The organism is Sinorhizobium chiapasense, assembly GCF_045277575.1.
Lineage (GTDB): Bacteria > Pseudomonadota > Alphaproteobacteria > Rhizobiales > Rhizobiaceae > Ensifer > Ensifer chiapasense_A.
Genome location: NZ_CP144205.1, coordinates 571,936 through 598,807, shown reverse-complemented (window position 1 = coordinate 598,807; position 26,872 = coordinate 571,936). Strand labels below are relative to the sequence as shown.

The 26,872-nt window shown below is 62.7% G+C and carries 19 protein-coding genes and 1 riboswitch; of the genes, 10 read left to right on the top strand and 9 right to left on the bottom strand.

Annotated elements, in window-relative coordinates; all coding sequences use genetic code 11:
- Positions 1-121 precede the first annotated feature (121 nt).
- Entirely contained in the window at positions 122-2,218 is a 2,097-nt protein-coding gene (mcpU, locus tag QM996_RS02840; protein ID WP_500269210.1) for a methyl-accepting chemotaxis protein McpU, read from the bottom strand.
- Between the two features lie 673 nt (positions 2,219-2,891).
- Between mcpU and QM996_RS02835 the strand changes: the two genes are divergently transcribed.
- Positions 2,892-3,410, top strand: coding sequence for a hypothetical protein (locus tag QM996_RS02835; RefSeq protein WP_500269209.1), 519 nt, complete (start codon positions 2,892-2,894; stop codon positions 3,408-3,410).
- 239 nt (positions 3,411-3,649) lie between these two features.
- Here QM996_RS02835 and QM996_RS02830 read toward each other — a convergent pair whose 3' ends face one another.
- The gene (locus tag QM996_RS02830; RefSeq protein WP_500269208.1) at positions 3,650-4,402 is read right to left on the bottom strand and encodes a Clp protease/crotonase-like domain-containing protein; all 753 of its coding nucleotides are present in this window, start codon (positions 4,400-4,402) and stop codon (positions 3,650-3,652) included.
- 11 nt (positions 4,403-4,413) lie between these two features.
- Positions 4,414-6,195, bottom strand: coding sequence for an acyl-CoA dehydrogenase family protein (locus QM996_RS02825; RefSeq protein WP_500269207.1), 1,782 nt, complete (start codon positions 6,193-6,195; stop codon positions 4,414-4,416).
- A gap of 290 nt (positions 6,196-6,485) precedes the next feature.
- Here QM996_RS02825 and QM996_RS02820 point away from each other — a divergent pair, with 290 nt between their 5' ends.
- Complete coding sequence (locus QM996_RS02820) at positions 6,486-7,475, top strand: transporter (protein ID WP_173515798.1); 990 nt, start codon at positions 6,486-6,488, stop codon at positions 7,473-7,475.
- Positions 7,476-7,915: 440 nt separating this feature from the next.
- Positions 7,916-9,067, top strand: coding sequence for a glycoside hydrolase family 25 protein (locus QM996_RS02815; protein ID WP_500269206.1), 1,152 nt, complete (start codon positions 7,916-7,918; stop codon positions 9,065-9,067).
- 5 nt (positions 9,068-9,072) lie between these two features.
- Here the strand turns inward: QM996_RS02815 and QM996_RS02810 are convergent, their stop codons facing one another.
- On the bottom strand, positions 9,073-10,167 hold the full coding sequence (locus QM996_RS02810) for an FAD-binding oxidoreductase (protein ID WP_500269205.1): 1,095 nt from the start codon (positions 10,165-10,167) through the stop codon (positions 9,073-9,075).
- A 1-nt stretch (position 10,168) separates the two neighbouring features.
- On the bottom strand, positions 10,169-11,413 hold the full coding sequence (locus tag QM996_RS02805; RefSeq protein WP_500269204.1) for an aromatic ring-hydroxylating oxygenase subunit alpha: 1,245 nt from the start codon (positions 11,411-11,413) through the stop codon (positions 10,169-10,171).
- A gap of 104 nt (positions 11,414-11,517) precedes the next feature.
- Positions 11,518-11,721: riboswitch (cobalamin riboswitch) on the bottom strand.
- Between the two features lie 299 nt (positions 11,722-12,020).
- Between QM996_RS02805 and QM996_RS02800 the strand changes: the two genes are divergently transcribed.
- From QM996_RS02800 to QM996_RS02790, 3 genes are all read left to right on the top strand, one after another.
- Positions 12,021-12,620: a DUF6656 family protein gene (locus tag QM996_RS02800; RefSeq protein ID WP_500269203.1), complete on the top strand. Its 600-nt coding sequence runs from the start codon at positions 12,021-12,023 to the stop codon at positions 12,618-12,620.
- A 79-nt stretch (positions 12,621-12,699) separates the two neighbouring features.
- A complete protein-coding gene (locus QM996_RS02795) occupies positions 12,700-13,674 on the top strand; it encodes an L-threonylcarbamoyladenylate synthase (RefSeq protein ID WP_500269202.1) in 975 nt (324 codons plus the stop codon).
- 121 nt (positions 13,675-13,795) lie between these two features.
- The gene (locus tag QM996_RS02790) at positions 13,796-15,229 is read left to right on the top strand and encodes an FAD-binding oxidoreductase (protein ID WP_500269201.1); all 1,434 of its coding nucleotides are present in this window, start codon (positions 13,796-13,798) and stop codon (positions 15,227-15,229) included.
- Between the two features lie 74 nt (positions 15,230-15,303).
- Here QM996_RS02790 and QM996_RS02785 read toward each other — a convergent pair whose 3' ends face one another.
- On the bottom strand, positions 15,304-17,778 hold the full coding sequence (locus QM996_RS02785; protein WP_500269200.1) for a DUF1217 domain-containing protein: 2,475 nt from the start codon (positions 17,776-17,778) through the stop codon (positions 15,304-15,306).
- A 331-nt stretch (positions 17,779-18,109) separates the two neighbouring features.
- On the opposite strand from QM996_RS02785, the gene QM996_RS02780 reads away from it, so the two are divergent.
- A complete protein-coding gene (locus tag QM996_RS02780) occupies positions 18,110-18,676 on the top strand; it encodes a DUF6101 family protein (protein ID WP_429812091.1) in 567 nt (188 codons plus the stop codon).
- Between the two features lie 423 nt (positions 18,677-19,099).
- Here the strand turns inward: QM996_RS02780 and ubiA are convergent, their stop codons facing one another.
- The 3 genes from ubiA to QM996_RS02765 form a co-directional block, all read right to left on the bottom strand.
- Positions 19,100-20,059, bottom strand: a complete 960-nt coding sequence (ubiA, locus tag QM996_RS02775) for a 4-hydroxybenzoate octaprenyltransferase (protein ID WP_500269199.1) — start codon at positions 20,057-20,059, stop codon at positions 19,100-19,102.
- A 70-nt stretch (positions 20,060-20,129) separates the two neighbouring features.
- On the bottom strand, positions 20,130-20,936 hold the full coding sequence (locus QM996_RS02770; RefSeq protein WP_500269198.1) for a MipA/OmpV family protein: 807 nt from the start codon (positions 20,934-20,936) through the stop codon (positions 20,130-20,132).
- A 178-nt stretch (positions 20,937-21,114) separates the two neighbouring features.
- Positions 21,115-21,930, bottom strand: a complete 816-nt coding sequence (locus QM996_RS02765) for an AraC family transcriptional regulator (protein ID WP_500269197.1) — start codon at positions 21,928-21,930, stop codon at positions 21,115-21,117.
- Positions 21,931-22,038: 108 nt separating this feature from the next.
- Between QM996_RS02765 and QM996_RS02760 the strand changes: the two genes are divergently transcribed.
- The 3 genes from QM996_RS02760 (at position 22,039) to QM996_RS02750 (ending at position 26,813) form a co-directional block, all read left to right on the top strand.
- The gene (locus QM996_RS02760) at positions 22,039-23,235 is read left to right on the top strand and encodes an MFS transporter (protein ID WP_500269196.1); all 1,197 of its coding nucleotides are present in this window, start codon (positions 22,039-22,041) and stop codon (positions 23,233-23,235) included.
- Positions 23,236-23,406: 171 nt separating this feature from the next.
- Positions 23,407-24,447 (top strand): ABC transporter substrate-binding protein, encoded by a 1,041-nt coding sequence (locus tag QM996_RS02755; RefSeq protein WP_500269195.1) that lies wholly within the window; start codon positions 23,407-23,409, stop codon positions 24,445-24,447.
- A complete protein-coding gene (locus QM996_RS02750) occupies positions 24,444-26,813 on the top strand; it encodes a putative bifunctional diguanylate cyclase/phosphodiesterase (protein ID WP_500269194.1) in 2,370 nt (789 codons plus the stop codon). Before QM996_RS02755 ends, QM996_RS02750 begins: the two co-directional genes overlap by 4 nt.
- The last annotated feature ends 59 nt before the right edge of the window (positions 26,814-26,872 follow it).

Sequence of the window (26,872 nt, the reverse complement as noted above, 5' to 3'; positions counted from 1 at the left end):
GGCCCGGTTTCCCGGGCCTTTCTCATATCAGGCTTGAAGCAATTGCCATGCTGATTCATGGCAATGACCTATCCCTTTGTTATTGCGGCGTTCTGCCCCCGAGATAGGGGCTCGTCTCCGATCAGGCCGCGCGGCGACGGGCACCGCTTCCGGCGTAAACAGCTTGCGTTTCGCCGAGGTTGAACTGGGCAAGCAGTGCATTGAGCGAGGCGGCCTCGGAAGCAAGACCGTGGCTTGCCGCAGTCTGCTCTTCGACCATCGCCGCATTCTGCTGCGTGCCCTGGTCCATGGTGTTGACCGCCGTGTTGATCTCCTGGAGACCCGTCGACTGTTCGCGCGTCGCCGTGACGATCGCGCTCACATGCTTGTTGATCTCCTGGACTTCGGCGACGATCGTCTCCAGCGCCTTGCCGGTGTCGCCGACCAGCGTCACGCCATTCCTGACCTGATTGCCCGAAGTGGTGATCAGCGCCTTGATCTCCTTCGCCGCATTGGCCGAACGCTGGGCGAGTTCGCGCACTTCCTGGGCGACGACGGCAAAACCCTTTCCTGCTTCACCGGCACGGGCCGCCTCGACGCCGGCGTTCAGCGCAAGAAGATTCGTCTGGAAGGCGATGTCGTCGATGACGCCGATGATGTTGGAGATCTCGCCCGAGGACTTCTCGATCGCGTGCATCGCTTCGACGGCATTCGCCACGACGTCGCCGGACTTCTCCGCACCGGCACGGGTGCGGGCGACGAGCGCTCCGACTTCCTCGGCCCGGCGGGCAGAATCCTTGACGGTCGTGGTGATCTCTTCGAGTGCGGCTGCAGTCTCTTCAACAGAAGCCGCCTGCTGCTCGGTGCGGCGGGCGAGGTCGTCGGCAGCCGAGCGGATCTCCGAGGCGCCGGCGTCGATGCCGCGGGCGTTCGCACCGACGGCGCGCAGCGTGTCATGCAGCTTGGCGACGGAGTTGTTGAAGTCGGCGCGCAGACGATCGAGGCGATCGGCGAAGGGGGTGTCGATCCGGTAGGCGAGATCGCCGTCGGCAAGACGACCGAGGCCGGTTGCCAGGCCGTCGACGGCCTGCTGGATTTCGGCCGCATCCCGCGCCTTCTGCGCTTCGCGCTCCAGCCGCTCACGTTCCGACAGCGACCGGTTCGCATCCGCTTCGCTCTCGAGGCGGGCGCGTTCGACGGCGTTCGCCTTGAAGACGGCGACAGCCGCGGCCATCGAGCCGATCTGGTCGCGGCGCTCTTCGCCGGGGATTTCGACGTTGTGATTGCCGGCAGCAAGCTTTTCCATCGCACCGGTCATGTCCGTCACCGGACGGATCACGAGACGGCTGAGGAAGGTCGCGAGGAAGACGATCATCACGCCGACCGCCAGGATCGTGGCAATGGTTGCGGCAATACGGAACTTGTCGATCGCCGAATAGGCGGCATCGGCGTCGATGACGAAGCCGACATACCATTCGACCGAGGGAAGGCCCTGCACCGGAACGAAGCTCACCAGCATCGGCTTGCCGCCGAGCTCGGTGTTCATGATGCCGGAACCGATCGTCGGCGTGTCGATCGGGAAGGCATCGGCGAGCGACTTGGTGACGAGCTTGGCATCCGGATGCACGAGGATCTGGCCGTCCTTGCTGGCGAGGAAGGCGAAGCCTTCGCCGCCGACGTCGACGCCCTTGATCATCGCTACCAGCGTATCGAGCGAAAAGTCGCTGGCAGCAACGCCATAGAGCTTGCCGTCACGCTTGACCGGCACCGCTGCACTGATGATGAGCGCACCGCTCGATGCGTCGACATAGGGCTCGGTCAAAACGCGGGCATCGGCCTTGACGGCCTGCTGGTACCACGGGCGCTGGCGCGGGTCGTAGCCGGCCGGCATCGGGTTGTCCGGCCAGGTGATGAACTTGCCGCTCTCGTTGCCGACATAGCTCGACATGAATTCGCTGGTCAAAACGTCGTTCTTCAGGATCGGCTGGATGGCACCATCATCGGCCACGCGGCCGGTGGCATCGGCGACCAGTGCGGTCAGCGTGACGCGGCCGTTCAGCCACTTGGCAACGCTCTGCGCGGCCTGCGTGCCGGAGGAGGCAATGTTCTCCTCGACGGCCTTGGTGGTGGTGCTACGCTGCAGCGTGTCGATGTAAACGGAAAAGCCGGCAAAGGCGCCGACGACGACACAGGACGCGGCGACGAGGATGCGCGTCATGAGGTTCGATCGCTTGGACAAGATGGGCTCCCAATGGATGCCGGCGACTGCCGCCGGACATGAGCTCTCGATGATTTTCGCGCAGCATCCATCGTCCGCCGGAGGGGCGGAGCGCTGACGTCTACGGGAAAACGTTGAACATGCCAGAAGGCGGAGCCAGCCATGCTTCATGCGGCTGGGGCCCCTCGAAATGAGGATAGGCCTATCGCGCCGCACGCTACCGATCGCTATTTAAGAAGCAATTAAAATTGACTTATGCAAGTTCGCGATGCCGGCGGCAACGGGATCTTTACCGTGCGGAGGCTCGTGGTGAAAATCTGACGCTTGGTACCGGAGCAGAAATACCGGTTTCGACCTATGCGGTCATCGGCATCCGGTACGATGAATGGCTCGGTTTGGCTCATCCTCGCAATGGGCAAGAGCCTCACGCGATCGAGCAAGCTAGACGCGATCGTCAGGACTCGGCATAGTTCAACCAGTGGGAGAAATTTAGCGCTTTGACGTCACAAGCGGGGGATGTCGGTGGATGCAAGAACGAACGGCTTCATCACATCGGTTAGGAGGCAAAGGAAATCTAGTTCTTCGACCTATCCGCTTGACACGACACCTTTTCCTTGGCCCGCTGGGCATCGCCGTTGGCGTGTTGATACTATGGGCAACCTTCACCTTGCCATCTCCTACGGTTCTGCTCGTTATGGCTGATATCCTTCAGTTGGCTACGGGAGCCTTTTTCCTTCTCGGTGGCCTGCTGATGGTGTTGCTTCCTTGGATCAAATCCGCGCGCTTGGAGCTTTCTGGTCGCCGCCTGATTTTCAGCGGCCTCCTTCGTCAAACAATCCTCGACCTGAACGAGTGGGGAAAGGCGACTCTCGTACAAACGTCAGAAGGCATTTGGCTTGCCTTCTTCACGCTGGAAGAGGAGCGGGCACTGGCTGCCAAGGGCGATAACTCAAAACCAGGCGTGTTCAGTGCGACTAAGACCATCCTTGTGTCGCCATATATCGGCAACGATATTGCACGCGCACAAGAATTCGCTGACGAGGTAAATTCACGCCGGGACGTTCTGGCAGAAGACGTTGCTGTCGCTGATTCTGATGCGGTAGTGGCGAGAATGAAGCAGAGGGAAAGACGCCGACACTGGATCGTGTTTCTCATCATCATGGCCATGGCAATATTCGCCGCATTCGCGCGACGTGACATCCATTCGATCTGACACGCTCCGGCTTTCGTTTCGACCCCAAGCGTTCGCCGGGCGACAGACAGAAGGAAGTCCCGACTTGGAGCTAACCAGACCGGAGGCGACAGGCTGTCGAACTTTTGCTCCCCACCCAAAACGGCAGCCCGTGTCGGGTACTAAGCGTCAGGTTTTCACCACTAGGATAATGCCCCCGAACGCAAAACGGGTGCCATGCGGCACCCATATCTCGCCTGGCAATGCACAGAGCGAATGCGTTAGCGGCGCATGAAGGCCTCAAAGGCCGCACGCGCCTCGGCGCTCTTCAACTGTGCGGCAAAGTGCTTGGCTTCCTCGTCAATGCGCGCCAGAACGTCGCTGCGGTCGCCACGGACGAGGTCGCGGGCGATGCGAAGCGCCTCCGGCGGCTTCTTGGCAAGACGGGCGGCAAGCGCCAGCGCCTCACCTTCAACGACATCCTGGGCGACGACCTTCCAGATCAAGCCAGCGTCCAGCGCCTCGCGGGCCGTCAGAGGCTCGCCGGCGGCAAGCAGCGCAAAGGCCCGCTGGTGGCCCATGATGCGCGGCGCGATCAGGCTGGAAGCCGCTTCCGGCACCAGCGCCAGATCGACGAAGGGCGTCTTGAACACGGAACGCTCGGACGAGACCGTCAGGTCGCAATGGAGATGGATGGTCGTGCCGATGCCGATCGCCAGGCCGTCGACCCCCGAGACGATAGGCTTGGTGGCGGTCGCCAGCGCCTTCAGGAACTCGATCACCTCCATGCCCATGGAACCGCCCATGGCGAAGGCGAGGAAGTCGGCCATGTCGTTGCCGGCGGAGAAACAGCCATCGGTGCCCAGAAAGGCGGTAGCGCGCACGGCCGGGTCGCTTGAGGCGACCGTCAGCGCATTGGTCATCTTCGCGTACATGTCGCGGGTGATGGCGTTCTTCTTCTCCGGCCGGTTGAAGCGGATCACCTGGACGCCGGGATAGGCTTCCGGCCTTTCGATGAGGACGTGGTCGGTCATGGATATTCCTCTCAAGCCAGAACGGCGCGGGCGACGGCCAGGCTGTCGGCGCCGTTGACAACACGATCCTTCAGCGCGGCGGTTTCCGCCAGAAGGTTTTCCGCCGTGAAACGGCAGAGCGCGATGCGCTGGTCTTCCTTGCCATCGCTCACTTCAGCCAGACCACCTTTTGCGAGATAGGCGCCGGTCAGCGCCAGGCCGAACAGGCGCTGATAGGCCGTGGCGCCGGCCAATGCTTCGGCGAGCCTGCCGGCGGCGACCGCCGCGATCAGCCACTCGGTCGCAGCCGACAGATCATCCAGCGCCGCGTCGAGACGCGCGGCCGTCTCGCCGAAACCGCTCCGGTTCGAGGCGCGCACCGCCTTGGCGATTTCGCGAAGCTCTCCGATGAAGCCGCGGACATGGGCGCCGTCGGAAAGCGGCAGCTTGCGGGTGACGAGATCGATCGCCTGGATGCCGTTCGTGCCCTCGTAGATCGGCGCGATGCGGGCATCGCGCAGGTAGCGCGCCGCACCGGTTTCCTCGATGAAGCCCATGCCGCCGTGGACCTGTATGCCCATCGAGGCGACGTCGACACCGGCATCGGTCGAGAAGGACTTGGCAATCGGCGTCAGCAGGCTCGAACGTTCCTGCCAGTATTTCGCCTTCTCGCCTTCGGCAGCGTGCGCCATGTCAACGGCATGGGCGCAGGCATAGGAGATCGCACGCGAGCCTTGCGTCAGCGCCTTCATCGTCAAAAGCGTGCGGGCGACATCGGGATGCTCGATGATCGGGCTCATGCCCTGCCCCGTCCAGCCGGGCGCCTTGCCTTGGGTGCGCTCCTTGGCGAAGGCAATCGCCTTCTGCGTCGCGGCGTCGGCAATGGCGACACCTTGCATGCCAACGGCAAGCCGGGCGTTGTTCATCATGGTGAACATGCAGGCAAGACCGCGATTCTCCTCGCCGATCAGGTAGCCGATCGCGCCCTTTTCGGCGCCATGGCGTCCGTCACCATAGATCATGGTGCAGGTCGGCGAGCCATGGATGCCGAGCTTGTGCTCGAGCGAATGGCAGAAGAGATCGTTGCGTTCGCCGAGCGAACCATCGGCCTTGACCAGGAATTTCGGCACCAGGAAGAGCGAGATGCCCTTGGTGCCGGCCGGCGCATCGGGAAGCCGCGCCAGCACCAGATGGACGATGTTGTCGGTGAAGTCGTGCTCGCCCCAGGTGATGAAGATCTTCTGTCCGAAGATGCGGTAGGTGCCGTCGTCGCGGCGCTCGGCGCGGGTCTTGAGCACACCGAGGTCGGAGCCGGCGTGCGGCTCGGTCAGGTTCATCGTGCCGGTCCATTCGCCGGAAACCATCTTCGGCAGATAGGTGGCCTTCAGCGCGTCGGAGCCATGCTTCTCCAATGCCTCGATCGCGCCCATGGTAAGCGTCGGGCCGAGCGCAAAGGCCATGGAACCGGCGTTCCACATTTCCATGGCGGCGACATGCAGCATGTGCGGCAGGTTCTGGCCGCCGAATTCTTCCGGAGCCGTCAGGCCGTTCCAGCCGCCGCCGATCCAGTTGTGATAAAGGTCGCGCCAGCCCTCCGGCGTCTGAACGTTGCCTCCGACGAGGCGCGAGCCCTGACGGTCGCCGATATCGCCGAGGGGGGCGACCTCTTCCGTCGCGAACCGGCCGGCTTCCGCAAGGATGGCATCGACCAGGTCCTCGCCGAGGTCGCCAAGGGCGCCCGATCGCAGCGCGTCGGCCATGCCTGCCACGTGTTTCAGCGTGAACGCAATCTCGTCGACGGGTGCCTTGTACATGATCATCCTCCCAGATAGCCAGGTCGCGCAGAGCGCATCCTCGTTGCGCCGAACACTATTGATTTTTACGTAAACGTCAACGTCAATTCCCACCCCTGTGCGGACACCGCGCCGTGCTTGCCTGTAACAAAACTGTCATCAGCCGGGCATAGAAGCCAAGGCATACAGCGCCGCGCGACTTGGTAAGACGCGCTAGGGTCGCTGTCGCACTTTGAATGGCCGCATGTTTTCTCCCTTAAATCGGTGGCGATTTAAGGGAACATGCGGTAGGCCCCTGCCAAGGCATTCCGATGAACCTGATTTCCCCCGAAATACCCGGCATCGTATGGGCCTATCGTTTTCTGCCCGGCGAAAGCCGCTGCCAGCGTATCGCCACCGACGCGTCGATCGACAGCCTGCTTGCCGGCGAAGGATGGGTCTGGGTTCATCTGGCGCTCTCCGATGCACGCACACCGGCCTTGATCGAGCGGATCGGTAACCTTCCGCCGCTCGCGGTCGCGACGCTCACCAGCCACGACACGCAGGCCGCGATTACGGTCTCGGACGATATCGTACACGGGACGCTCGTCGACTTCGAGCGCACCTTCGACGCAGTGACCAAGACGATCGGCTGGCTGCATTTCGCCGTCAGCGACAGGATCATCATCACCACGCGTCTGCACCCTCTGCGCAGCATCGACCGCGTCAAGGCAGCGGTCGAGAAGAGCGCGAAATGCGCCCGCCCGATCGATCTCTTCGAAATGATCGTGATCGAATTCCAGCGCACTTTGATCTCGCTGGTCCTGGAACTGACCGAGGACCTGAACGTCATCGAGGATCACGTCTATGGCGAAGCGGGGCATCGCCAGCAGCCGGGTCTCGCGCCGCTCCGCCGTACGGTCGTTCGGCTTCACCGGCATCTGCGCACGATCCTGGCCTTGCTGAGACGGGCTGCCGCCTCGGACGAAGACGAGGTGCCGCCCGGCTTCATCGACGCCGCCGAGCGGCTTTCAGACCGGCTCGAAGCGGTTGACCGCGACGTCTTCGCCTTGCAGGAGCGAGCGCGTCTGCTGCACGAAGAGATCGACAGCAAGATTTCCTCGGAAACCAACCGGCACCTCTACATCCTGTCGCTGATGACCGCTTTCCTGCTGCCGCCGACGCTCGTCACCGGCTTCTTCGGCATGAATACCGGGGCGCTGCCCTTCGCCGATGGCACCGGCACGCTCTATGCGGCGCTGTTCATCGCGCTCTCCATGGGCTTTGCCTGGTGGATCCTGAGGCGGATCGGTATCCTCTAAGAGCCGGGAGCCAAGCCCGGCCATCAAATCCTCCACCGCGAAAACACATTCCGTGAGCCTGGAAGACTTCAAGCGACGATCGCGATCTCAACTTCTGCATGATTCGCCCGGATCGGCGCCCATCCAGGGATCTCCCTCAGCCGGAATATCCGAAATCGCGCGGCAGCGCATAGACCTCCGGCTTGTTCCGCCTTCGGAGACCGTCCGGGCCATTTGCAAAGAGCCCGCCTGCAACTGGAAATCAGCCGGCGGCGCCCGGCTTTCAAGCCTTCCTGCCGTCGATCGCCTGCAACCACGAGACGAAGAGATACAACGTCGCTATGCAAGACATCACTCACATACAGCCGCAGGTCGGTATACATTCACGTTTGCCTCCAGCACAGTTCGCGCGGGGGCTGAGATTTACGATGCATTAACGATACTGTCGGCAATCTCAGAGAATGGCTAAGCGGTATATCTCCACCACAGGGATGATTCTGCGCCTCGCGACCTTCCTGGGTCTGATTTTCGCGGCGGCGACCGCACGCGCCGGTGAACTGGAACCCTGGAAGACCAAGTCGAATTCCATCATTGTCGACGCCTATGAAATGAACAGCATCGACTGGGAAGTCATGCTCGCCGACAAGCGCATCTCCGGCTTCATCGCCAAGGCCTCCGACGGTCTGCCCGAAAGCTTCTCCTGCACCGGCGACCACAACGGCGACACCTTCAACCACTGCAAGACCATGTGGCGCAAATACGCCGTCAGCCGCGAGCTCTACCAGACCCGGCGCATGATCGCCCGCTCGCACGGGCTGCTATGGGGCGCCTACCATCTCGCCCGTCCCGGCAACCCGGTGGACCAGGCGAATCATTTCCTCGACTACGCCGAGCCGCGCGACGACGAGCTGATGGTACTCGATCTCGAAGGCATCGATCCCGACAAGTACATGTCGCTCGAGGATGCCGCCATCTTCGCCGGTCACATCAAGACCCGGACCGGACGCTATCCAATCCTCTATACCAACCACATCACGGCCAAGTACATCGCCACGCACCGCGCCAAACACCGGCTGCTATCGCGCCTGCCGCTCTGGTATGCCCGCTACAAGCCGGATATCCGCCAGGTCTTCCCGATGGGCAACTGGGACAGCTATGCGCTGTGGCAGTTCTCCTCCGGCGTCAATTGCGGCAAGCGGCGCTGTCCCTATCGTGTGCCCGGCACCTTGGATGACATCGACGTAAACGTCGCAGCGATGTCGCCGCTGGCGCTGAAGGCGATCTGGGCGCAAGGCGCATTGCTGCCGGAAAAACCAATGCCGATCACCCTCGTCGCGCAAGCTGCGCAAGGGACCGGAGTGCACGCGGTCACACGGGCGACCGCAACGCTTGGTGAGCCGCTACTCGTCAGCCGTGCCGGTGCCACGAGCGGCGCCGGCAGCAGCGTCGACATGCTGGTGACCGGCTCTATCGATTTCGCGCGCCACGAGCGCGCGCTGCAGGTGGCAGTCGCGGCCGATGACGCCGCGCAGGGCGGATGCCCCAAGCCATCGGCCTATTCTGGCGGCTCAGGGCTCGCCACCGTCCAGCCACCGCCCTGTAACACGCCGTAAACCCTTCAGGCTTCGATCTGGACATCTCCCAGCGGCCGCGAGCAGCAGGCGAGGATGTAGCCCTCGTCGATCTCGTCATCGAGAATGCCGCCATTGTGGCTCATCTCGACCTCGCCTGCGACCTTCATGACCCGGCAGGTGCCGCAGATGCCGCCCTCGCAGGCCGCACCAATCCTGACGCCGTTGGCGCGGGCCGTCTGCAGGATCGTCTGGCCGGGCTTTGCTTCGACTTCCTTGCCGCTCATGGTGAAGGCGACCTTGGCCATCTGGACCTCGCCGTCATCGCCGATACCAGCGCGCACGGCGATTTCTTCCGCAGCAGGCGCGGCCGCCGGCTGGAAGCTCTCCTCGTGATAGCGGCTCATGTCGAAACCGGCTGCCTTCAGCATCTCGCGCACACCGCGCATGAACGGCTCCGGCCCGCAGCAGAACACCGTGCGTTCCAGGAAGTCGGGAGCGAGCAACGGCAACTTGGCACCGTCGATGCGGCCACGCAGACCATGCCAGCCGTGGCGCGCCTCATGTCCCTCGACGATGAAACCGAGGTTCAGCCCGGACATCTGCGTTGCCAGGACCTCGAGCTCCGAGCGGAACAAAAGATCCTCCGGCCGACGGGCGCAGGAGATGAAGGTGACGTCCGTCTCCGGCACGCAGTCCGCCATCCAGCGGGTCATCGACATCATCGGCGTGATGCCGGAGCCGGCCGAGATGAACAGGTACTTGTCGCCCGGATGGCGGACGAAGCTGAAATCGCCGAGCGGCCCGAAGGCTCTCAGCTTCATGCCCGGCTTGAGATGGTCGAACATCCAGCGGGTGCCGATGCTGTCGGCCTGCGCCTTCACCGTGACCGCGATCGAGAGTGGCCGCGATGGCGTCGACGACAGGGTATAGGTGCGCATGACCGGTTCGTCCGCGACCGGCAGTTCGAGGGTGACGAACTGGCCAGGCAGGTATCGAAACCAGGCCGGCTTCTCCGCGCGGAAGGTGAAGGTCATGACATCGGCGGTCTCGACGACCGCCGAAGTGCATTCGAGCATCTGCTGCCGGTCGATCCAGACATGCAGTTCGTCGAAATGGTGGAAGGAAGGTGCCATCTGCATGTCAGGCGACCTTCGACAACGGAGCCGCATCGCCCTCGAGGCGCTGCTCCATGAACTTGCAGTACCATTCGACGAACTGCATCACACCGCCTTCATGCTCCGGCGAATAGGGGCCGGACTCATAGGCCGGCGAGCGGATGCCGAAGGCGTTTTCCTCGACGATCTGACGATCCTGGTCGTTGGTCTCGGTCCAGACATGGGTCAGGTCATCGAGCGTATAGTCGACGCCTTCGACCGCATCCTTGTTGACCAGCCACTTCGTCGTCACTTGCGTGAGCTCCGGCCCGAGCGGTAGCACGCGGAAGGTGATGGCGTGGTCGGAAAGCACATGGTTCCAGGTGGTCGGGTAATGGAACATCAGGAGCGTGCCGATCTGTTTCTGCCGGACATCGGCCGACAGCGCCCTTTTGACGGCGGGCGCACCCGACATGGTGTAGCTTTCGGCATTATCGACCAGCGGCATGCGCGCGGCGCGGAACTGGCCGGTCGGCGACATCCGGAACTCGCTCGGCAGGCCCTCTGCCTCGCATTTCGCCCAATGGGCGGCAATCACCGGATCGTCCTTGGCGCCCTGCACCCCGGTCGCGGTCGGCGCTTCCGGATAGGTCCGGCAGAGTTCGGGGTGATTGGCGGCGCAATGGTAGCACTCGCGGTTGTTTTCCCAGACGAGCTTCCAGTTGCCCTTCTCGATGATGGTGCTTTCGAAGGCGACCTTGGTCTCCCCCAGCCGGTGCGGAGCGAGATAGGGGGTGACCAGTTCACGGAAGGCCGCGAAATCCGCCGGTGTCTCCGACAGGTTGATGAAGATGTAGCCGCCGACCGTCTCGCAGTGGATCGGTTTCAGGCTGTGGGCCGCCTTGTCGAAATCCTCGCCCATCTGGCGGGCGAAGAGCAGCGAGCCATCGAGCTCGTAGGTCCATTGATGATAGGGACAGACGAGCTTCGCCGCGGACCCCTTGTGCTGCGTGCAGACGCGGGAACCGCGGTGCCGGCAGGAATTGTGGAGCGCGCGGATCGTACCCTGGCGATCGCGGGTGACGACGACGGGAAAATCGCCGACCTGGACGGTGAAATAGTTGCCGGCCCGCGGGATCTCGCAGTCATGGCCGATGAACAGCCAGTCCTTGTACCAGATGTTTTCCAGATCCTGCCGGTAATAGTCGGGATCGATGTAGAAGGCCCGATCGAGGCTGTAGCCGTCACGCCGGCCCTTCAGCTTGCGAAGCATATCGGTCTTGGTATCCATGTCCTGTCCTCATGCGCCATGTTTCGGAGAGGCAGGACAGGAACCCGCACGGGCGCGCACCCATGCGTTTCAGGCTCCGATCCGGCTGCCCGCCGCAACCCGTTACGGTTATGTCCGTCAAGGCTGGTTTCCGGGCTCAGGAGCCGTCCTTTGCGGACCAGCCCGGCGCCTTCCCGGACGGAACCGTCCAGTGGCTTTTGCCGAGGCTTTCGCTCCACCACCGTTGCGGGGGCAGCGCCGGGATTTGACCGGCTTCCCAATTCTCCGCCTCCCCTTTGGAAGGCGACACCTTGAGTAAGGCTATGTAAGCGTGGGAGGCATCTCGGCAGGTGCCGGATAGCGACATCCAATTCCAGAATGACGACACGATGGAAACCGCTCTCCCAAGCCAACGTCGGAAATTTTTCACTTTATAAACAGATAGATAGATCAAATATTGGGCATATGCCACCTTTTATGGCTGATATGGCGCAGTCATGGGAGTAGTTCGCCCGTTTGCGACATTTCCATGAAATGTACGTTCTTCCGCTAGTGAAAGGAAATCCTTCATTAACCATAAGTCACTAGGCTTGCCGGCGGACGACGATGTCCTGCAGGCAGATGACGCATGGCAAAATTCAGATATTACGACGCAGCGGCCGAGAAGCCGCCGGCCGTCGTGCCGAAGACGGCGGTTCACAGCGAGTTCCTGCGCACCGGCAGGATCAACCGCCGGCAATGGGTGCCGAGCGAACGGCGGTATCTGAGCTATGAGGAAGTCGCGGACAGAACCGGCAAGAAGCTCGCGACCGCCGGCGACACGACGCACAAGCGGATCAACGGCTTTCACGCCTCGATCCAGTTCCCGAAGCTGATCTTCCACCGCACGCTCGTCGGCAAGCCGCATCTCGGCTATTGCCATGTGACGGCGGCGCGCACCGCGGTCACGCCTTCCAAGGACATCACCTGGTCGTTCTACTTCGCCAATTTCTTCAGCGACCTTGGTGACGAGACCCATTTCTTCGACCGCATCCAGAGCGGCTACTCCCGCATGTATTTCGCCGTCGCAATCGAGCCGAACGCCGAAGACGGACAGATGGTCATCAACCGCAACGTCCGCGACAACGGGCTGCTCTTCCGCACGGACGACCCCAAGGTTGCTCTCAAGAACGTGCTGATGCTGGGTGCCCGGGACGACGCGCTGCGCCGCATCATCCGCAGCCTCTGAGCCAGTAACCGATTCCCGCAAAGAAAATCGTTCTGTTTTCCCGGCACGTCCGCTAAGGAAGCGTCGGAAAGGAAATGGCATGGCAGAGATCATCGACACGGGCAGGGAACCGGACCGCGCAATCGAACGCGCCTGCGCCGTTCTTGCCGAAGGCGAACCGGTCGCCATTCCCACCGAAACCGTCTATGGCCTTGCCGCCGACGCCACCAATCCCGACGCGATCAGCCGCATCTACGAGATGAAGGGGCGGCCGCGTTTCAATCCGCTGATCTCGCATGTTTCCGACATGGCCATGGCCGAGGCTCATGTCCGCTTCGACCCCGTGTCCCGACGCTTGGCGGAAGCGTTCTGGCCCGGCCCCCTGACGTTGATCCTGCCGCAGCGGCCTCAGAGCACCGTGCATGCGCTTGCCTCGGCGGGCCTCGACACGCTTGGCATCCGCATGCCCGACGGCTTCTCGCGCCGGGTGATCGCTCGCTTTGGGCGGCCGCTCGCCGCGCCCAGCGCCAATACCTCGGGCAAGATCAGCCCCACCAGTGCGGCCCATGTCGACGCCGATCTCGGCGAGAAACTGAAGCTGATCCTCGATGCCGGCCCGGCCGAAATCGGCCTGGAGTCCACGATCATCAAGGTCGACGGCGACGAGATCCGATTGCTGCGCCCGGGCGGCCTCGATGCTGCCGAGATCGAGCGCCTGCTCGATCGTCCGGTGATCCGGCCGGAAACGGCGGGCGCAACGATCGAGGCGCCGGGCATGCTGGCCTCTCACTACGCGCCGGGCGCTGCCGTGAGGCTTGATGCCGCCGATGTGCGCAGCGGTGAGGCGCTGATCCGCTTCGGCGGCGACCGGATCGCCGGCGAGGAAGAGGCGGCCGTGGTTCTCGATCTCAGCCCGACCGGAGATCTTCGCGAAGCGGCAGCCAATCTCTTCGACTATATGAAGCGCGCGGACGCCAGCGGCGCTGCGACGATCGCCTTCGGGCCGATCCCTTCGGAAGGATTGGGCGAAGCGATCATCGATCGGCTGCAGCGGGCGGCGGCGCCGCGCGGGTGAGATTGCGTGCGGCATCTCCTCCGCACCGCGATTGCGGTTATGATCGCGGTCGATACGGAGGATCGTGTCTTCAGATCGACCGGTCCGATAGCGTGCGCAGGCGCAATATGAAGGCAGACCTATGACGACGACCCTTCCCTCCCCCGAACTCATCGCCTCCTTCGTCGAGATCGTCGGCAGCGCCAATGCGCTCACCGCCGAAGCGGACAAGGCCCGCTATCTCGTCGAATCGCGCGGGCTCTATCGCGGCACGACGCCGATGGTGCTTCGTCCCGGCTCGGTCAACGAGGTCTCGCGCATCATGAAACTCGCCAGCGCGACCCACACGGCGATCGTGCCGCAGGGCGGCAATACCGGCCATGTCGCCGGCCAGATCCCGCGGGAAGGCAAGGCGGATATCGTGCTTTCGCTCGGACGGCTGAACCGGATTCGCGATGTCGATCCGGTCGGCAACGTGATCGTGGCGGACGCCGGCTGTATTCTCGCCGATATCCAGAAGGCGGCAGACGACCACAATCGCCTGTTCCCGCTGTCGCTCGGATCGGAAGGCTCCGCCCGCATCGGCGGTAATCTCTCCACCAATGCCGGCGGCACGGCGGTGCTCGCCTATGGCAACATGCGCCAGCTTTGCCTCGGCCTCGAAGTGGTGTTGCCGACCGGCGAAATCTGGGACGGCCTGCGCCGGCTGAAGAAGGACAATACCGGCTACGATCTGCGCGATCTCTTCATCGGCGCCGAGGGCACGCTTGGCGTCATCACAGCTGCCGTGCTCAAGCTCTTTCCGAAGCCGCTTGGCCATCAGGTGGCCTTCGCCGGCGTCGGCAGCGTCGAGCATGCGCTCGCTCTCTTCGAGAAGGCCTCCAGTCTGTGCGGGCAGGCGCTGACGGGCTTCGAACTCATGCCGCGGATCGGCGTCGAATTCACGACGAAGCACATTCCCGGCGTTCGCGACCCGCTGGAGACCGTCCACCCCTGGTACGCGCTGATCGACATCTCGACCTCCGATTCCACCGAAAGTGCAGAGCGGATGGTGCACGATCTCCTGGAACAGGGTTTTGCAGCCGGCCTCGTCGAAAATGCCGTGATCGCTGCCAACGAGACGCAAGGCAAGGCGCTGTGGCATATGCGCGAAAGCATGTCGCCGGCGCAGAAGCCCGAGGGCGGCTCGATCAAGCACGACGTTTCGGTACCCGTCTCCAGCGTTCCCGCCTTCATGAAGGAGGCGGATGTCGCTGTCATGAAGGCGATCCCTGACGCACGCATCTGCTCCTTCGGCCACATGGGCGACGGCAACATCCACTACAATATCTCGCAGCCGGTCGGCGCCGACAAGCAAGCCTTCCTCGATCGCTGGCGTGAGATCAACGCCATCGTCCACGGCATCGTTCTCAAGTACAACGGCTCGATCTCGGCCGAGCACGGCATCGGCCAATTGAAGCGCGACGAACTTGCGGAGATCCGGTCGCCGATCGAGATCGAGCTGATGCAACGGATCAAGCATGCCTTCGATCCGGCGGGCATCATGAACCCTGACAAGGTGTTGCGCGCGGATTGATGACCGCGAACAGCCCTAGGCTTGCAGGCTCGTGCACCCGCCGCAGGAGATCGCCAGACTTCCGGCAGCCCGCGTCAGCGACCGCCTGTGCGCAATTGCGAGAGGGACAGGAGCGTCTCGGCGCTGACGCCGCCACCACCGCTGCCGCTGAGGATCGCCAGCCCCGGTGAAACGTCCGTGTTGTTTTCGACGTCATAAAGCGCCGTGAACCGCTGCAGGAGCTTTTCGAGCTTCGCCGGGTCCTGCAGATCCTTGATGTCGATGACGCGCTCGATATAGGCGGCCTGCGCCTCGATCTTGGCGTTCTGCAGCCCCTCCGGCATGCTGTAGGCCGTCTTGACAACCTGGAACAGCGCCGTCTCGGCCAGGATGTCGTAGGCCGTGTTGATCTCCGGGGCCTTGCGTTTGAAATAGAGTGCCAGGCGAACGCCGCCGTTGTCGGCACCTTCCGACTCCTCGAGCGACTGATTGAGGTAGAGGTCGACGGTGGTGATCAGCCCGCGCCGGGTCTGGATCTGGCCGGCCTCGCCCCGCACGATCTTGCCATCCGTGTCGAAGTTGAAGGAGGCGACGATCTCGCGATATCTGAGCCCGTTCGGATCGGTATTGATGAAGCTCTTGGGATCGTCCAGGTCGGACGTGAACATGTCCTTGAGGTATTCGGTCTTGACCGTTTCCGGATCGATGCCGGCGCCGACGAGAACGAAATCGACCAGACGCCGGTTCGCAAGAAAGGCGTCGAGCGTCTCGATCTTCTCGATCTCGGCAGTGTAGTATTTGGCTTCCTCCTGCGCCTTATCCTTGGCCACCTTCTTCTCTTCATCCGTGCCGAAGCGGGACTTGGCGATCACATAGGCCTTGGCCGTGTTCATGATGTCGGCTTCACTCTGCGCCAGCTTCGGCGCGCCGAGCGTGCCGTCCGGATTGAAGTTGAATGCCTTTACCAGCTTGACGTAGCGCTCATCGCGCAGCGTATTGGCATAGCTCTTGGGATCGTTGAGATCGCTGGTCAGGATACGCTTCAGCGTTCGCGTGCTCAGATCCTCGTTTTCGAGGCCGAAGGCACGCAGCATGAATTTCTTCATATCATTGTTGGCCAGCAGTTCGTCGACCGATTTCATCGTACCGATCAGCAGCTTGAAGCGTTTGACCAGCGCTTCGTCCTCGGCATCGCTCTTGTCGTTGTAGCGCACCATGTAGCCGTCGGACGTCGTCTTCATCTGGTCCGCATCCTGCGCGGTCTTGCCGGCTTGCAGCGTACCGTCGGTCTGGAAGTTGAAGGCGGCGAACATCTTCTTGTAGGCGGCGTTGTATTCGCCGCCATATTTGTTCACGTAGCTCTCGGGGTCGTTGATATCGCTGGTGAGGATGTTCTCGACCGTAGAGGGCATCGTCGTCGCGGATGGCAAGCCGAAGGCCGTGACGATGTAATTGAACAGACGGCTATCGCCGACCAGATCCGAGACCGTGGCGATACTGCCGATCTTCTGCTCGTAATATTCCTTGTTGAGCAACGCCCCGGCGCCGGTCAGTCGTGCGGCGCCCGAAGGTGTGACGCCGGGGCGCTGGAAGACATAGGCCTCGTTGAGCAGCGCCTTCTTTTCGTCGCTGATTGCCTTCTCGCCGGCAGGCACGCTGCCGTCGGCATCGAAATTGAACGTCGAGGCGAGCTGGATATAGATATCGAGACTGCGGACCTGCCTGTCGAGCGTCGTCAGTTCCAGTGAGAGCTGCGCCTTCAGGGCGGGCGCCTGGTCGCGCGGTGGCAGCCTGGCGTCGAGTTCGGCCACGATCGCGTTCTGCTCGTCGATCTTCGCCTGGATGGCCGGCTTCTCGGCATCGGGCGCTGCTGCCAGCTGCTCCGTCAGGCTGGCGATCTGCGAAAGCGCGGTGTCGCGCGCCCCGAGGTCCGTCAGCTGCTTCGTCGCCTCCGTCATCCTGGTCTTGGCGGCTGTCTGGTTGGCCGTAAGCGTCGCGGGATCGCTGGTCAGCGCATTTCGGACGTCCGTATAGGAAAATGTCTTCGGGTCCAGTCCGAACACCGTGAAGGCAAAGCTGCGCAGCTTTTCGTTACCCAGGAACTGGTCGACATCCGTGACCAGATCCATGGCCGCGCCAAAATAGGCCATCTCCTGCCGCATGACTGTATCGAGATTGTTGATACGGTCGTTGTAGAGGCCGATCAGCGCATCCTGCTGTGCGTTGGTTTGGGCCACCGCGGTTGCCGAACTGAAGTTGAAGGCCTGCGCAAAATTGCGGTAGCGTTCATCCGTGAGACGATTGGCAAAACTGTTGTCGTCCTTGAGGTCGCTTTCCAGAACCTTGCGCATGAAGGCCTTGGCATAGGTCATGTCCTCCAGGCCGTGCGCCTTCATCGCGTAGGAATAGAGCCGGTAGTCGTCGAGGAACTCGTCGACGGTTTTCACGCTGCCGATGTTTTCCCGGTAATACTCGGCTTCGCGCGCGATCTGCGGCTGCTGGGCAACACGGTTGAGGCTGCTGCGCAAATCACGCGTGATGCGACTGTAGTCGAGATAGGTCGATACCATGCCTGGCCCCGTCGGTTACCCATGGGGTGGGCGAGCCATCCCCGAAACAGAATTCTGACGCGTCATGATTGCAGCACTGGCTTGTGTGTGGCTTTTCGCCGACGGCCGGCGGCCCGCGTGCATCCGATCGGGACAAGACGGTCCGAGCCGTTGACGAAACGGAAACCCTGAGCGGTCGGCTTTTGCTAACCATCGAAAAACGCAAAGTTTTCTTAACCGCGATTCTTAAGCCGTTCGGAAAGGGGGGCGCCTATTCTCCAGCCATAGAGGACGAAAAGTCCCGACGAGAAGACCGGAAACCGGCTCTCAAGGAAAAACAAGGGCGATTGAAATGCGCAATACACTCTCTCAACCCGCATGGGTCGAAAACACGCTCCGTCTTGATCCGAAGCGCTTTCCACAGCAGGCAAGCTACGCTTTGCGCGGTCATACGGGTAATGTCACGATCAGCCTGGACGAGCGTGGCGCAGTTCTGCGCAAGGTGCTACCATCGAGCGGCCTGCCGCTTTCGATCGCACTTCCGGCGCGGGCATTCAAAGGGGTCGCGGCTCGCGCGATCGATCACGGCGACGGAGACGTTACAGTGACGCTGGAACTTCATCACGACGACCCGGACCTCTGCGTTCCGCTGCTCGTCGCACACGACCTGTCCGACATCGCGGCCGACTGGCGCGCCTGGGCGGAGGCCTATCGCATTCCGATGCTGATGGTCGAAGCGGACGGCGTTGCAAGGCCGCTCGAAGAACATCTCGGCGACGTGCGCACCGCACCGGTCAAGCCGCGGCGCCGCCACTCCTTCTTCGCCGAGCGCCGGCCGCGTTTCCTCGTGCGTCGTTCCACGGGCAAGCTTGGCGTTCACATGAAGATCGACGGGCGCGAGATCATCGCCCGCAGTTGATCCGCAGCAGCACTTCCAGCGCGACAGCCGGCCGTTCCCTGCGGTCGGCTGTTGTCGTTTTGCGAGCCGCCTGTTTGGGCATGCGGCTTCGGACGGCACGCATTCACAGTTTTCCTGGGACTGCTCGAGATGTTCCCGCGGAAACAGCTCCGTCGCCTTTTTCGTGCCATATCGGCTTCATAGCCAAGATCACGAAAGAAGGAGAAACCCGATGCGCAAGCATATCGCCGCCGCCGTTGCCGTCATCCTGTCCAGCTTCCGTGCGCGTCACGAGGCGAAGGAGCGCAAGGCCGCCCGCGAGATCAGCTGGGCCTGACACTTACGGGCCCGCCGCTACAGCGCCGCGCGTCCTATCAGACGCGCAAAGGTCGCTGTAGCGAACCGAATGCATGAAGAGGATTCTCCGCCACGACGGAGGATTTTTCATATCAGGCGAACAAGAATCGCCAACACCAGACCGGCAAAGATTATCAGGCCGACGACCCCATTGAACTTGAACAGCGCCAGACACTGCGCCGGATCGTGGATGTTCAACACCAGGATCTGGTAGGTCAGCATCGCCGCGGCAATCAGAAGGCCGATATAGGCGACAGCGCCGGCACCGGCAGCCACGAAGGACATGAGCAACAGCAGCGTCGCGATGCCATAGAGGCCGATCAGCCACGGCCGCGGATTTTCGCCGAACCGCCGTGCCGTCGAACGTACGCCGATCAGCTCGTCGTCCTCTCTGTCCTGGTAGGCGTAGATCGTGTCATAGCCGATCGTCCAGGCAATCGCCGCACCGTAGAGCAACACGGCTGCCAGCGAGAGCGTGCCGAACTCGGCCGCCCACCCCATCAGCGCCCCCCAGGAAAATGCCAGGCCCAGGAAGAATTGCGGCCAATCGGTAAACCGCTTGGCGAAGGGATAGATCGCGACGATCGCCAGCGACAGGATGCCGAGCACGATCGAGAACGTGTTGAACTGCAGCAACACGACGAGGCCGACGAGCGCCTGCAGCACCATGAACACCTTCGCCTGGAGACGCGAAACGCGCCCCGACGGCAGCGGCCGCGAACGGGTGCGTGCAACTTCCATATCGATGTCGTGGTCGACGATGTCGTTGTAAGTGCAACCGGCGCCGCGCATGGCGATCGCGCCGGCGGTGAACAGGAAGCAATGGTACAGGAAGCGGCCGAACGAGAACGCCTCGGTGCCCGCCACCGTGCCCGTAGCCAGCGCCACGGACCAGAGGCAGGGCAACAGCAGCAATTGCCAGCCGATCGGGCGGTCCCAACGGGCAAGCTGCGCATAGGGCCAGAGCGCGCGCGGCATCACGCGATAGACCCAGTTGTTGGACGGCGCGTCATGGACGCGGCCGGAATCGGCGGAAAAGGTGTTCATGCTTCTGTTTGACGCCGCGCGTCCGGCCGGTCAAGCGGCGAGATCGTCGCGGCGCCGGACCAGCGTAGCGTCACGGAAGGCTGAAGTCGAAGCGGTAGGTTGCCGACAGGCCGACCAGCACCTGGTTGCGGCTGCCGCGCTCGCGAACGAGGCTGGAATCGGCGGCAGGGCCGAGCAAACGCCGGTACTCGGCATAGGCACTCGTTTCGAGCTTCTCCGTTGCCTGCCAGGTGATCGCGGCGCCGACGCCGGCGGACCCGACGCCGCCATGCGGATAATACGTGGCGAGGCCGGATGCGGCAGACTCGCGATCGTTCACGCCATAATAAGCGCCGTAGTAGTCGCTGGTCGCAGCGGTCAGGCGTGGACCGCCGGAGATGCGGACATTGCTGCTGACGTCAGTGAAGGCGTCAGCCGCGACATCGGCAACGACGCCGTGGTGGCTGCGAATGCCCTGGCGGACTTCGGCACGCACCCGCAGCCAGTCGGTCGGATAGACCTCCGCAAAGCCACCGACTTCACCGCCGAACTTGATCGGATCGAGGCCCTTCAGATCGCTGGAGGTGCCGGCATCGCGCTCGAAGATCAACTTGCCGACGAGACCGGCACGGAAACTTCCCTGGTCGACCAGCGCATAGGACATGTTGTCGTTGCGCGAGGAGAAGCGGACCGTGCTGCCGGCCTTGCCGAGCGAGATCAGCGGTGCGGCCTGGAACATGCGCTTCGAGGCGCCTTCGTATTTCGGGCCGAGGAACCCGGTGGCTCCGACCTTCAGATACCAGTCACCGGACCAGAAATACTGGCCGTCACCGGCAGAGGCGGCGTTCGCCGACAGCAAAAAGGTTCCAGAAAGGAAGACAAGAGAACGGATACGCAAGAAACAACTCCGGAAGAATCATTCGCCGGGGCGAAGCATTGAACGTGCGGACAGGCCGAGGGAGGGAGGCAAACGTGGACTGGAGCGGCACAGGGCGACTTATTGCGGCTTGTTCCTACGATTCCGTTAACCAGGTCAATTCAACCTTCCTTTGCCATACCCGATTGGCCGACGCCGATCACTGCCCAAGGTAGGTCTTGAGATAAACACTCGGCGGGCTGCCGAGCATGCGGCGGAACATGGTGGTGAATGCGGCCACGTTCTCATAGCCGGCATCGAGCGCCACGTTGGTGATCGGCTCGCCATCGGCCAGCAGCGGCAAGGAGGCGAAAATACAGGCCTGCTGGCGCCAAGTGACGAAGCTGACGCCCGTTTCCTTGCGGAAGAACCGCGTGAACGATCGCCGGCTGAGACCCATCCGGTCCGCCCACTGGTCAATGCTCGCTGCCGCCGACGGCGCCTGCAGGAACTGCCGGCAGAGTGCCGCAAGCTTCTCGTCGCGCGGGAACGGCAGGCCGAGCGGGCGTTCCTGCAGCCGGCCGATTTCTTCCAAAAGCAGATCCGTGACCAGTTGTTCGCGCCGCTCTGACATCGTCTCGTTCTCGACGCCGACGAGCGCATCGACGAGGCTGCCGGCGAGCGGGTTGATTTCCATGACCATCGGCCGCTCGGCGCGAAGCAGGTCCGGCGCGAAGTAGATCGAATGCATGCGCACATCGCTGATCATCTCGGCCGAGTGCTCCATGCCGGCCGGGATCAGCAGGGCATGGCCGGGCGGAACCATCCAGCGTCCGCGTTCGGTGCGCATCAGCACGACGCCGCCGCGTGCCCACCAGAGTTGCGTGCGCGTATGGCTGTGGAAAGGGACGAGAAGGCCAGCACTGTAGTCTCGCCCCAGTGCCAGCACCGGGGCGTTTCCCGTCTCGATCCAATCGAGGTTGCGGAAGTGATCCTCATCGGGAAGTTGCGGCAAGGGAAATCGGCGGATCGGCATCTGGCCCACTCACGAAAGAACTCGACCAGATCACAAAAGCAGGCCAATCGCAACCTCAGTACAGATAACCACGCCGCATACAACCTTCGAGACGGCAAGGAATCACCCATGTCTACCGTGACCTCAACTTCCGGGATCACCCCAGAAAAGACGGCCTTCTCCGTCATCCTGGCTGTCAGCTTCTGCCACATGCTGAACGACATCATGCAGTCGCTGCTGACCGCGCTCTATCCGCTGCTCAAGGCGAACTACGCGCTCGATTTCGTGCAGATCGGCCTCCTGACCTTCACCTTCCAGTTGACGGCGTCGATGCTGCAGCCGGCCGTCGGCATCATCACCGACCGCTGGGCGCTGCCCTATTCGCTGCCGCTCGCCATGCTTTCGACCTGCAGCGGCCTGATCCTGCTCGCAAACGCGAATGATTTTTGGGTCCTGTTGGTGGCGGCAAGCCTGATCGGTATCGGTTCGGCGATATTCCATCCGGAATCCTCCCGCATCGCCCGCCTCGCCTCCGGCGGTCGCCACGGCCTGGCGCAATCGCTGTTTCAGGTGGGCGGCAACGCCGGCAGCGCCATGGGGCCGCTGCTTGCCGCCTTCATCGTCATTCCCTTCGGCCAGGGAAGCCTCAGCTGGTTCTCGATCGTCGCGATCATCGGCTTCTTCGTGCTCTCCTGGGTCAGCACCTGGCATGTCCGCCATCGCCGCACGACGATGAGCCGGCCGGCGCCGAGCCGCACCCTTCCCCTGCCGAAGGGGCGGGTGATGTGGGCGGTTGCCGTACTGGTGCTGCTGACGGCCACGAAGAACGTCTACATGGCCAGCATCTCCAGCTATTTCACCTTCTTCGTCATCGAGAAGTTCGGTGTCGGCGTTCAAGAGGCACAGCTCATGCTGTTCCTGTTCCTCGGCGCGGCCGCGGCCGGAACTTTCCTCGGGGGCCCGATCGGCGACCGTTACGGCGCCCGTTTCGTCATCTGGTTCTCGATCCTCGGCGTCATCCCCTTCGCCTTGCTGCTGCCCTATGCGAATCTCTTCTGGACCGGGGTCCTGTCGATCATCATCGGCCTGATCTTCTCCTCGGCCTTCTCGGCGATCGTCGTCTTCGCCCAGGAACTGGTGCCGGGTCGGGTCGGGCTGATCGCCGGCGTCTTCTTCGGTTTCGCCTTCGGCTTCGGCGGCATGGGCGCGGCCGTGCTCGGCATCTTCGCCGACCGGCAGGGCATCGAGTTCGTCTACACCGTCTGCTCCTATCTTCCGCTGCTCGGTATCCTCACGATCCTGCTGCCGAAGATCCCCGCGCGGTAGGCTCTTCGCGCCGAATTCGCTTTCGTTTTCGCCGGGCGCCGTCATGCGGCGCCCGGTTTTCGTTTGAGCGGCAAGTAGCATCCGACACGCCGCCCTCGTCGCAGCCCCCCGTAATCATTCATCAATTTTTGCGCGCTACGGTCGTCTGACGGGCTTGGGCAGGGGTATGCAATGCAGGGGCGAACGGTGATTCCGGCCTTTCTGGCGACGTTGCTTTTTGCAACGGCGGCACCGGCCGAGACCCTGAACCTGCTGATCTGGGAATCCTATATCGACCAGAAGATCCTCGACCGCTGGACGGCGATCACAGGCGTCGCGGTGCATCAGGTCTATTACGATAGCGGCGACACGCGCGACGAAGTGCTGGCCGACCCGAACAGCCGCGTCGACCTGGTGGTCACCGGCGAAAACAGCGCCGCCCTTTTCGGCCGCAAAGGCGTGCTCGAAAAGCTCGACGAGACCAATGTCGCCTCTCTGCGGGACTACGACGAAAGCTGGCGCAAGCGCTGCTCGGGCCGCGGCCTGCCCTACCTCTGGGGCACGATGGGCATCCTCTACCGATCGGACGTCGTTACGGAGGCGCCGACCTCCTGGCAGGATCTCATGCGCCCGGCCCCGGCGCTCGCCAAGCATGTCGCCATGTACGACGACCACAACGAGGCCTTCGTCGCGCCGCTGATGCTGCTCGGCCAATCGATCAACACCAACGACAGCGCGACGCTGAAAGCGGCCTTCGGGCTGATGAAGGGACAGGCACCTTCGGTGCTCACCTACGAATATATCATCAGCTCGATCCAGAACCCGGCGGTCAGCAAGGACATCTATATGGCGTTGGGCTACAGCGGCGACCAGCACGTGCTCAACGACAAAGCCGGCACGCCCGGCGTCTGGCGCTACGCTGTTCCCAAGGAAGGCACGCTTTCCTGGCTCGATTGCATGTCGGTCGTCGCCAATTCGCCGAACAAGGATCGCGCGCTCGCTCTCCTCGACTATCTCGGTTCGCCCGGAAGTGCCGCCGCGAACGCGCTGGCGCTCAACATGCCGACGGCAAGCCGGGCCGCCTATGCGCTGCTGCCGGAAGAAGTCCGCGCCGACCCCGCCATCTACCCCTCGCCCGACATCCTGGCCAGGAGCCAGTATCAACAGGAACTGTCCACAGAGTCGGTGCAATTGCGCCGGCGCATCATCAGCACATTGGCGAACTTCCAGTGAACCTCGGCAAACGCGCGCTCATCCTGATCTTTCCCGTCGTTCTCGCTGGCTACCTGCTGGCAGCGGTCTCGGTCCACGTCACGCAAAGCCGCTCGATCCGTGCGCTCGAGCACGCCAAACTGTCGCAACGACTGGAACATGCGGCCGCCGTTTTTCAAAACGAGATCGGCCGCAGCAAGGCCTTCCTCAATGCGCTCCTGAACGGCAACTCGCTGCGCCAGTATGTTTCCGAAACGGATGAGAACTACCGCGCCAATGCACTCGGCGTCAGGCTGCAGGAGAGCCTCAAGTCGCTTCTGGACGACCCGACAGACTACGTCTCGCTGGCGCTGCTGACCTCCGACCTGAAAACGGACTACTATTTCGAGAACAGCTGGGATCCCTTCGCCCAGATCGACGATGCCCAGCTCAACCTCGCCCGCCGGCTGATCCGCGAAGACAAGCTCGCCGACTGGACCTATCTCTACGAGGCCGGGCAAAGACCGCGCATCGTCTATTCCTTCTTCCTCGATCCGGTTGCCTTCACCCGGCCGCTGCCCAGCAAGAAATCGAGCGCCCTGCTCGTCCAGGTCGCGATCCAGCCGGACCGTTTCCTCGACATGCAGCAGGCGCTGAAGAAGGAATACGGCTCTGACATCGTGCTCCAGCCCTGGCCGCTGGCGACCACCGATGAGCTTTCGGCAAGCGTCCATCTCGGGCCATCGCTCTACGCGACGCTGACCGTTCCCAGCAAGCATTTCGATGCGCTGATGGCCCGGCAGAAGTTTCTGCTGGCGCTCGGCGCCCTCGCCATGAGCCTGTTCTCGATCTGGCTGATCATCGTGCTGATCCGCCGCTTCATCACCGATCCGATTGCCACCCTCGACGCCAATGTGATGGCGGTGATGGTGGGCGTGCGCGACGAGATCCGCGACATGGAGGAGAAAGGCGAGATCGGGCGGCTGACGGAGAATATCCGCGAACTGCATCGGCACTCGGTGCAATCGTTGAAGCTGGTGCAGCGCAGTTCCTGGACCGACACTCTGACCGGGATCAGCAATCGCGGCCATTTCAATGCGCTTGCCGCCGGTGCCGTGCGCGAGGCGATCGCGGCCGGCGAGAAGTGCAGCCTGCTGTTCATCGACATCGACAACTTCAAGTTCGTCAACGACAAGCATGGCCATGAGATCGGCGACGAGCTTCTGAAGACGCTGGCCGTGCGGATCGGCGAGCGGGTCGATGCGATCACCGAGCGGCGCGGCCAGAAGCCGGCCATTCTCGCCCGTCTCTCCGGCGACGAATTCGCCGTCTTCGTGCGGTCGCGGCCCGGCGATGGCACGGTCCGGGAAATTTCGGCCGCCATTCTGGAGCTGTTCGAAGACGGCTTCGAAGTCGCCGACAAGCGCTATCCGGTGACGGCAAGCATCGGCGTGGCGATCTGCCCTGATGACGCGACCAACCTGGCCGAGCTGATCTCGAACGCCGATGCCGCGATGTATCAGGCAAAGACCAGCGGCAAGAACCGCTCGGCCCGCTTCTCCCGCGCCCTTCACGACAAGCGTACGCGGCTGCGCCAGATCCAGGACGAACTGCGTTCGCTGGATCCGGACGAACAGTTTCACCTCGTCTATATGCCGATGGTCGACACCAATGGTCGCGTCACCGGCTGCGAGGCGCTTTTGCGCTGGTACTCGCCCGTTCTCGGCAACGTTACCCCGGACGAATTCGTGCCGATCGCCGAAAGCTCGGGCCTTTTCACCAAGATCGACTGGTGGGTGATCAACAAGGCGATGTCGGATTGCGGCCAGCTCAAGGCCCTCTTCGGCCCGGAAACGGTACTGGCGATCAACATCTCCTCGGCCGAACTGCATTCGAAGGCGATTGCCGACCATTTCTCCGACTGCCTGGAAACGCATGGGCTGGAGGCGCGTTCGATCGAAATCGAGCTCACCGAAACCTTCGCCGTCAAGTTCAGCGACCAGCTTCGCCGCAATATCGACGCCCTGCGCCAGAAGGGCTTCCGCCTTTCGATCGACGATTTCGGCGCCGGCTACACCTCCGTGCAGCAGATCATCGAATACACCGCCGACACGATCAAGCTCGACCGGGCGCTGGTCTCGAACCTCACTGCCTCGCAATCTCTACCGGTGCTTAAAGCATTGATCGCGCTCTGCCACGCCAAGGACGTCGCCGTCGTCGGCGAAGGCATCGACACACCGGAAAAGCTCTCCATGCTGACGGCTGCCGGCTGCGACCTGCTCCAGGGCTATCTCATCAGCAAGCCGCTGCCGATCGAGGATCTGGCGATCTGGGCGCTGACACGTACCGCCCGCTACGCGCATGGCGATGGACAGGATGACCTGCAAAACCGGCAGGCCATCGCCTGAACGGCGACGATTGCGGGATTCGTTGGCCGGACTCCCGTTTTCCCTTGACCTTGCCGCCC

What these genes read in the sequence shown, in the direction of transcription:
- QM996_RS02835 (WP_500269209.1), top strand. Translation starts at nt 2,892, where the DNA reads ATGGCTGATATCCTTCAGTTGGCTACGGGAGCCTTTTTCCTTCTCGGT.
- QM996_RS02830 (WP_500269208.1), bottom strand. Translation starts at nt 4,402, where the DNA reads ATGACCGACCACGTCCTCATCGAAAGGCCGGAAGCCTATCCCGGCGTC.
- QM996_RS02825 (WP_500269207.1), bottom strand. Translation starts at nt 6,195, where the DNA reads ATGTACAAGGCACCCGTCGACGAGATTGCGTTCACGCTGAAACACGTG.
- QM996_RS02820 (WP_173515798.1), top strand. Translation starts at nt 6,486, where the DNA reads ATGAACCTGATTTCCCCCGAAATACCCGGCATCGTATGGGCCTATCGT.
- QM996_RS02815 (WP_500269206.1), top strand. Translation starts at nt 7,916, where the DNA reads ATGGCTAAGCGGTATATCTCCACCACAGGGATGATTCTGCGCCTCGCG.
- QM996_RS02810 (WP_500269205.1), bottom strand. Translation starts at nt 10,167, where the DNA reads ATGCAGATGGCACCTTCCTTCCACCATTTCGACGAACTGCATGTCTGG.
- QM996_RS02805 (WP_500269204.1), bottom strand. Translation starts at nt 11,413, where the DNA reads ATGGATACCAAGACCGATATGCTTCGCAAGCTGAAGGGCCGGCGTGAC.
- QM996_RS02800 (WP_500269203.1), top strand. Translation starts at nt 12,021, where the DNA reads ATGGCAAAATTCAGATATTACGACGCAGCGGCCGAGAAGCCGCCGGCC.
- QM996_RS02795 (WP_500269202.1), top strand. Translation starts at nt 12,700, where the DNA reads ATGGCAGAGATCATCGACACGGGCAGGGAACCGGACCGCGCAATCGAA.
- QM996_RS02790 (WP_500269201.1), top strand. Translation starts at nt 13,796, where the DNA reads ATGACGACGACCCTTCCCTCCCCCGAACTCATCGCCTCCTTCGTCGAG.
- QM996_RS02785 (WP_500269200.1), bottom strand. Translation starts at nt 17,778, where the DNA reads ATGGTATCGACCTATCTCGACTACAGTCGCATCACGCGTGATTTGCGC.
- QM996_RS02780 (WP_429812091.1), top strand. Translation starts at nt 18,110, where the DNA reads ATGCGCAATACACTCTCTCAACCCGCATGGGTCGAAAACACGCTCCGT.
- ubiA (WP_500269199.1), bottom strand. Translation starts at nt 20,059, where the DNA reads ATGAACACCTTTTCCGCCGATTCCGGCCGCGTCCATGACGCGCCGTCC.
- QM996_RS02765 (WP_500269197.1), bottom strand. Translation starts at nt 21,930, where the DNA reads ATGCCGATCCGCCGATTTCCCTTGCCGCAACTTCCCGATGAGGATCAC.
- QM996_RS02760 (WP_500269196.1), top strand. Translation starts at nt 22,039, where the DNA reads ATGTCTACCGTGACCTCAACTTCCGGGATCACCCCAGAAAAGACGGCC.
- QM996_RS02755 (WP_500269195.1), top strand. Translation starts at nt 23,407, where the DNA reads ATGCAGGGGCGAACGGTGATTCCGGCCTTTCTGGCGACGTTGCTTTTT.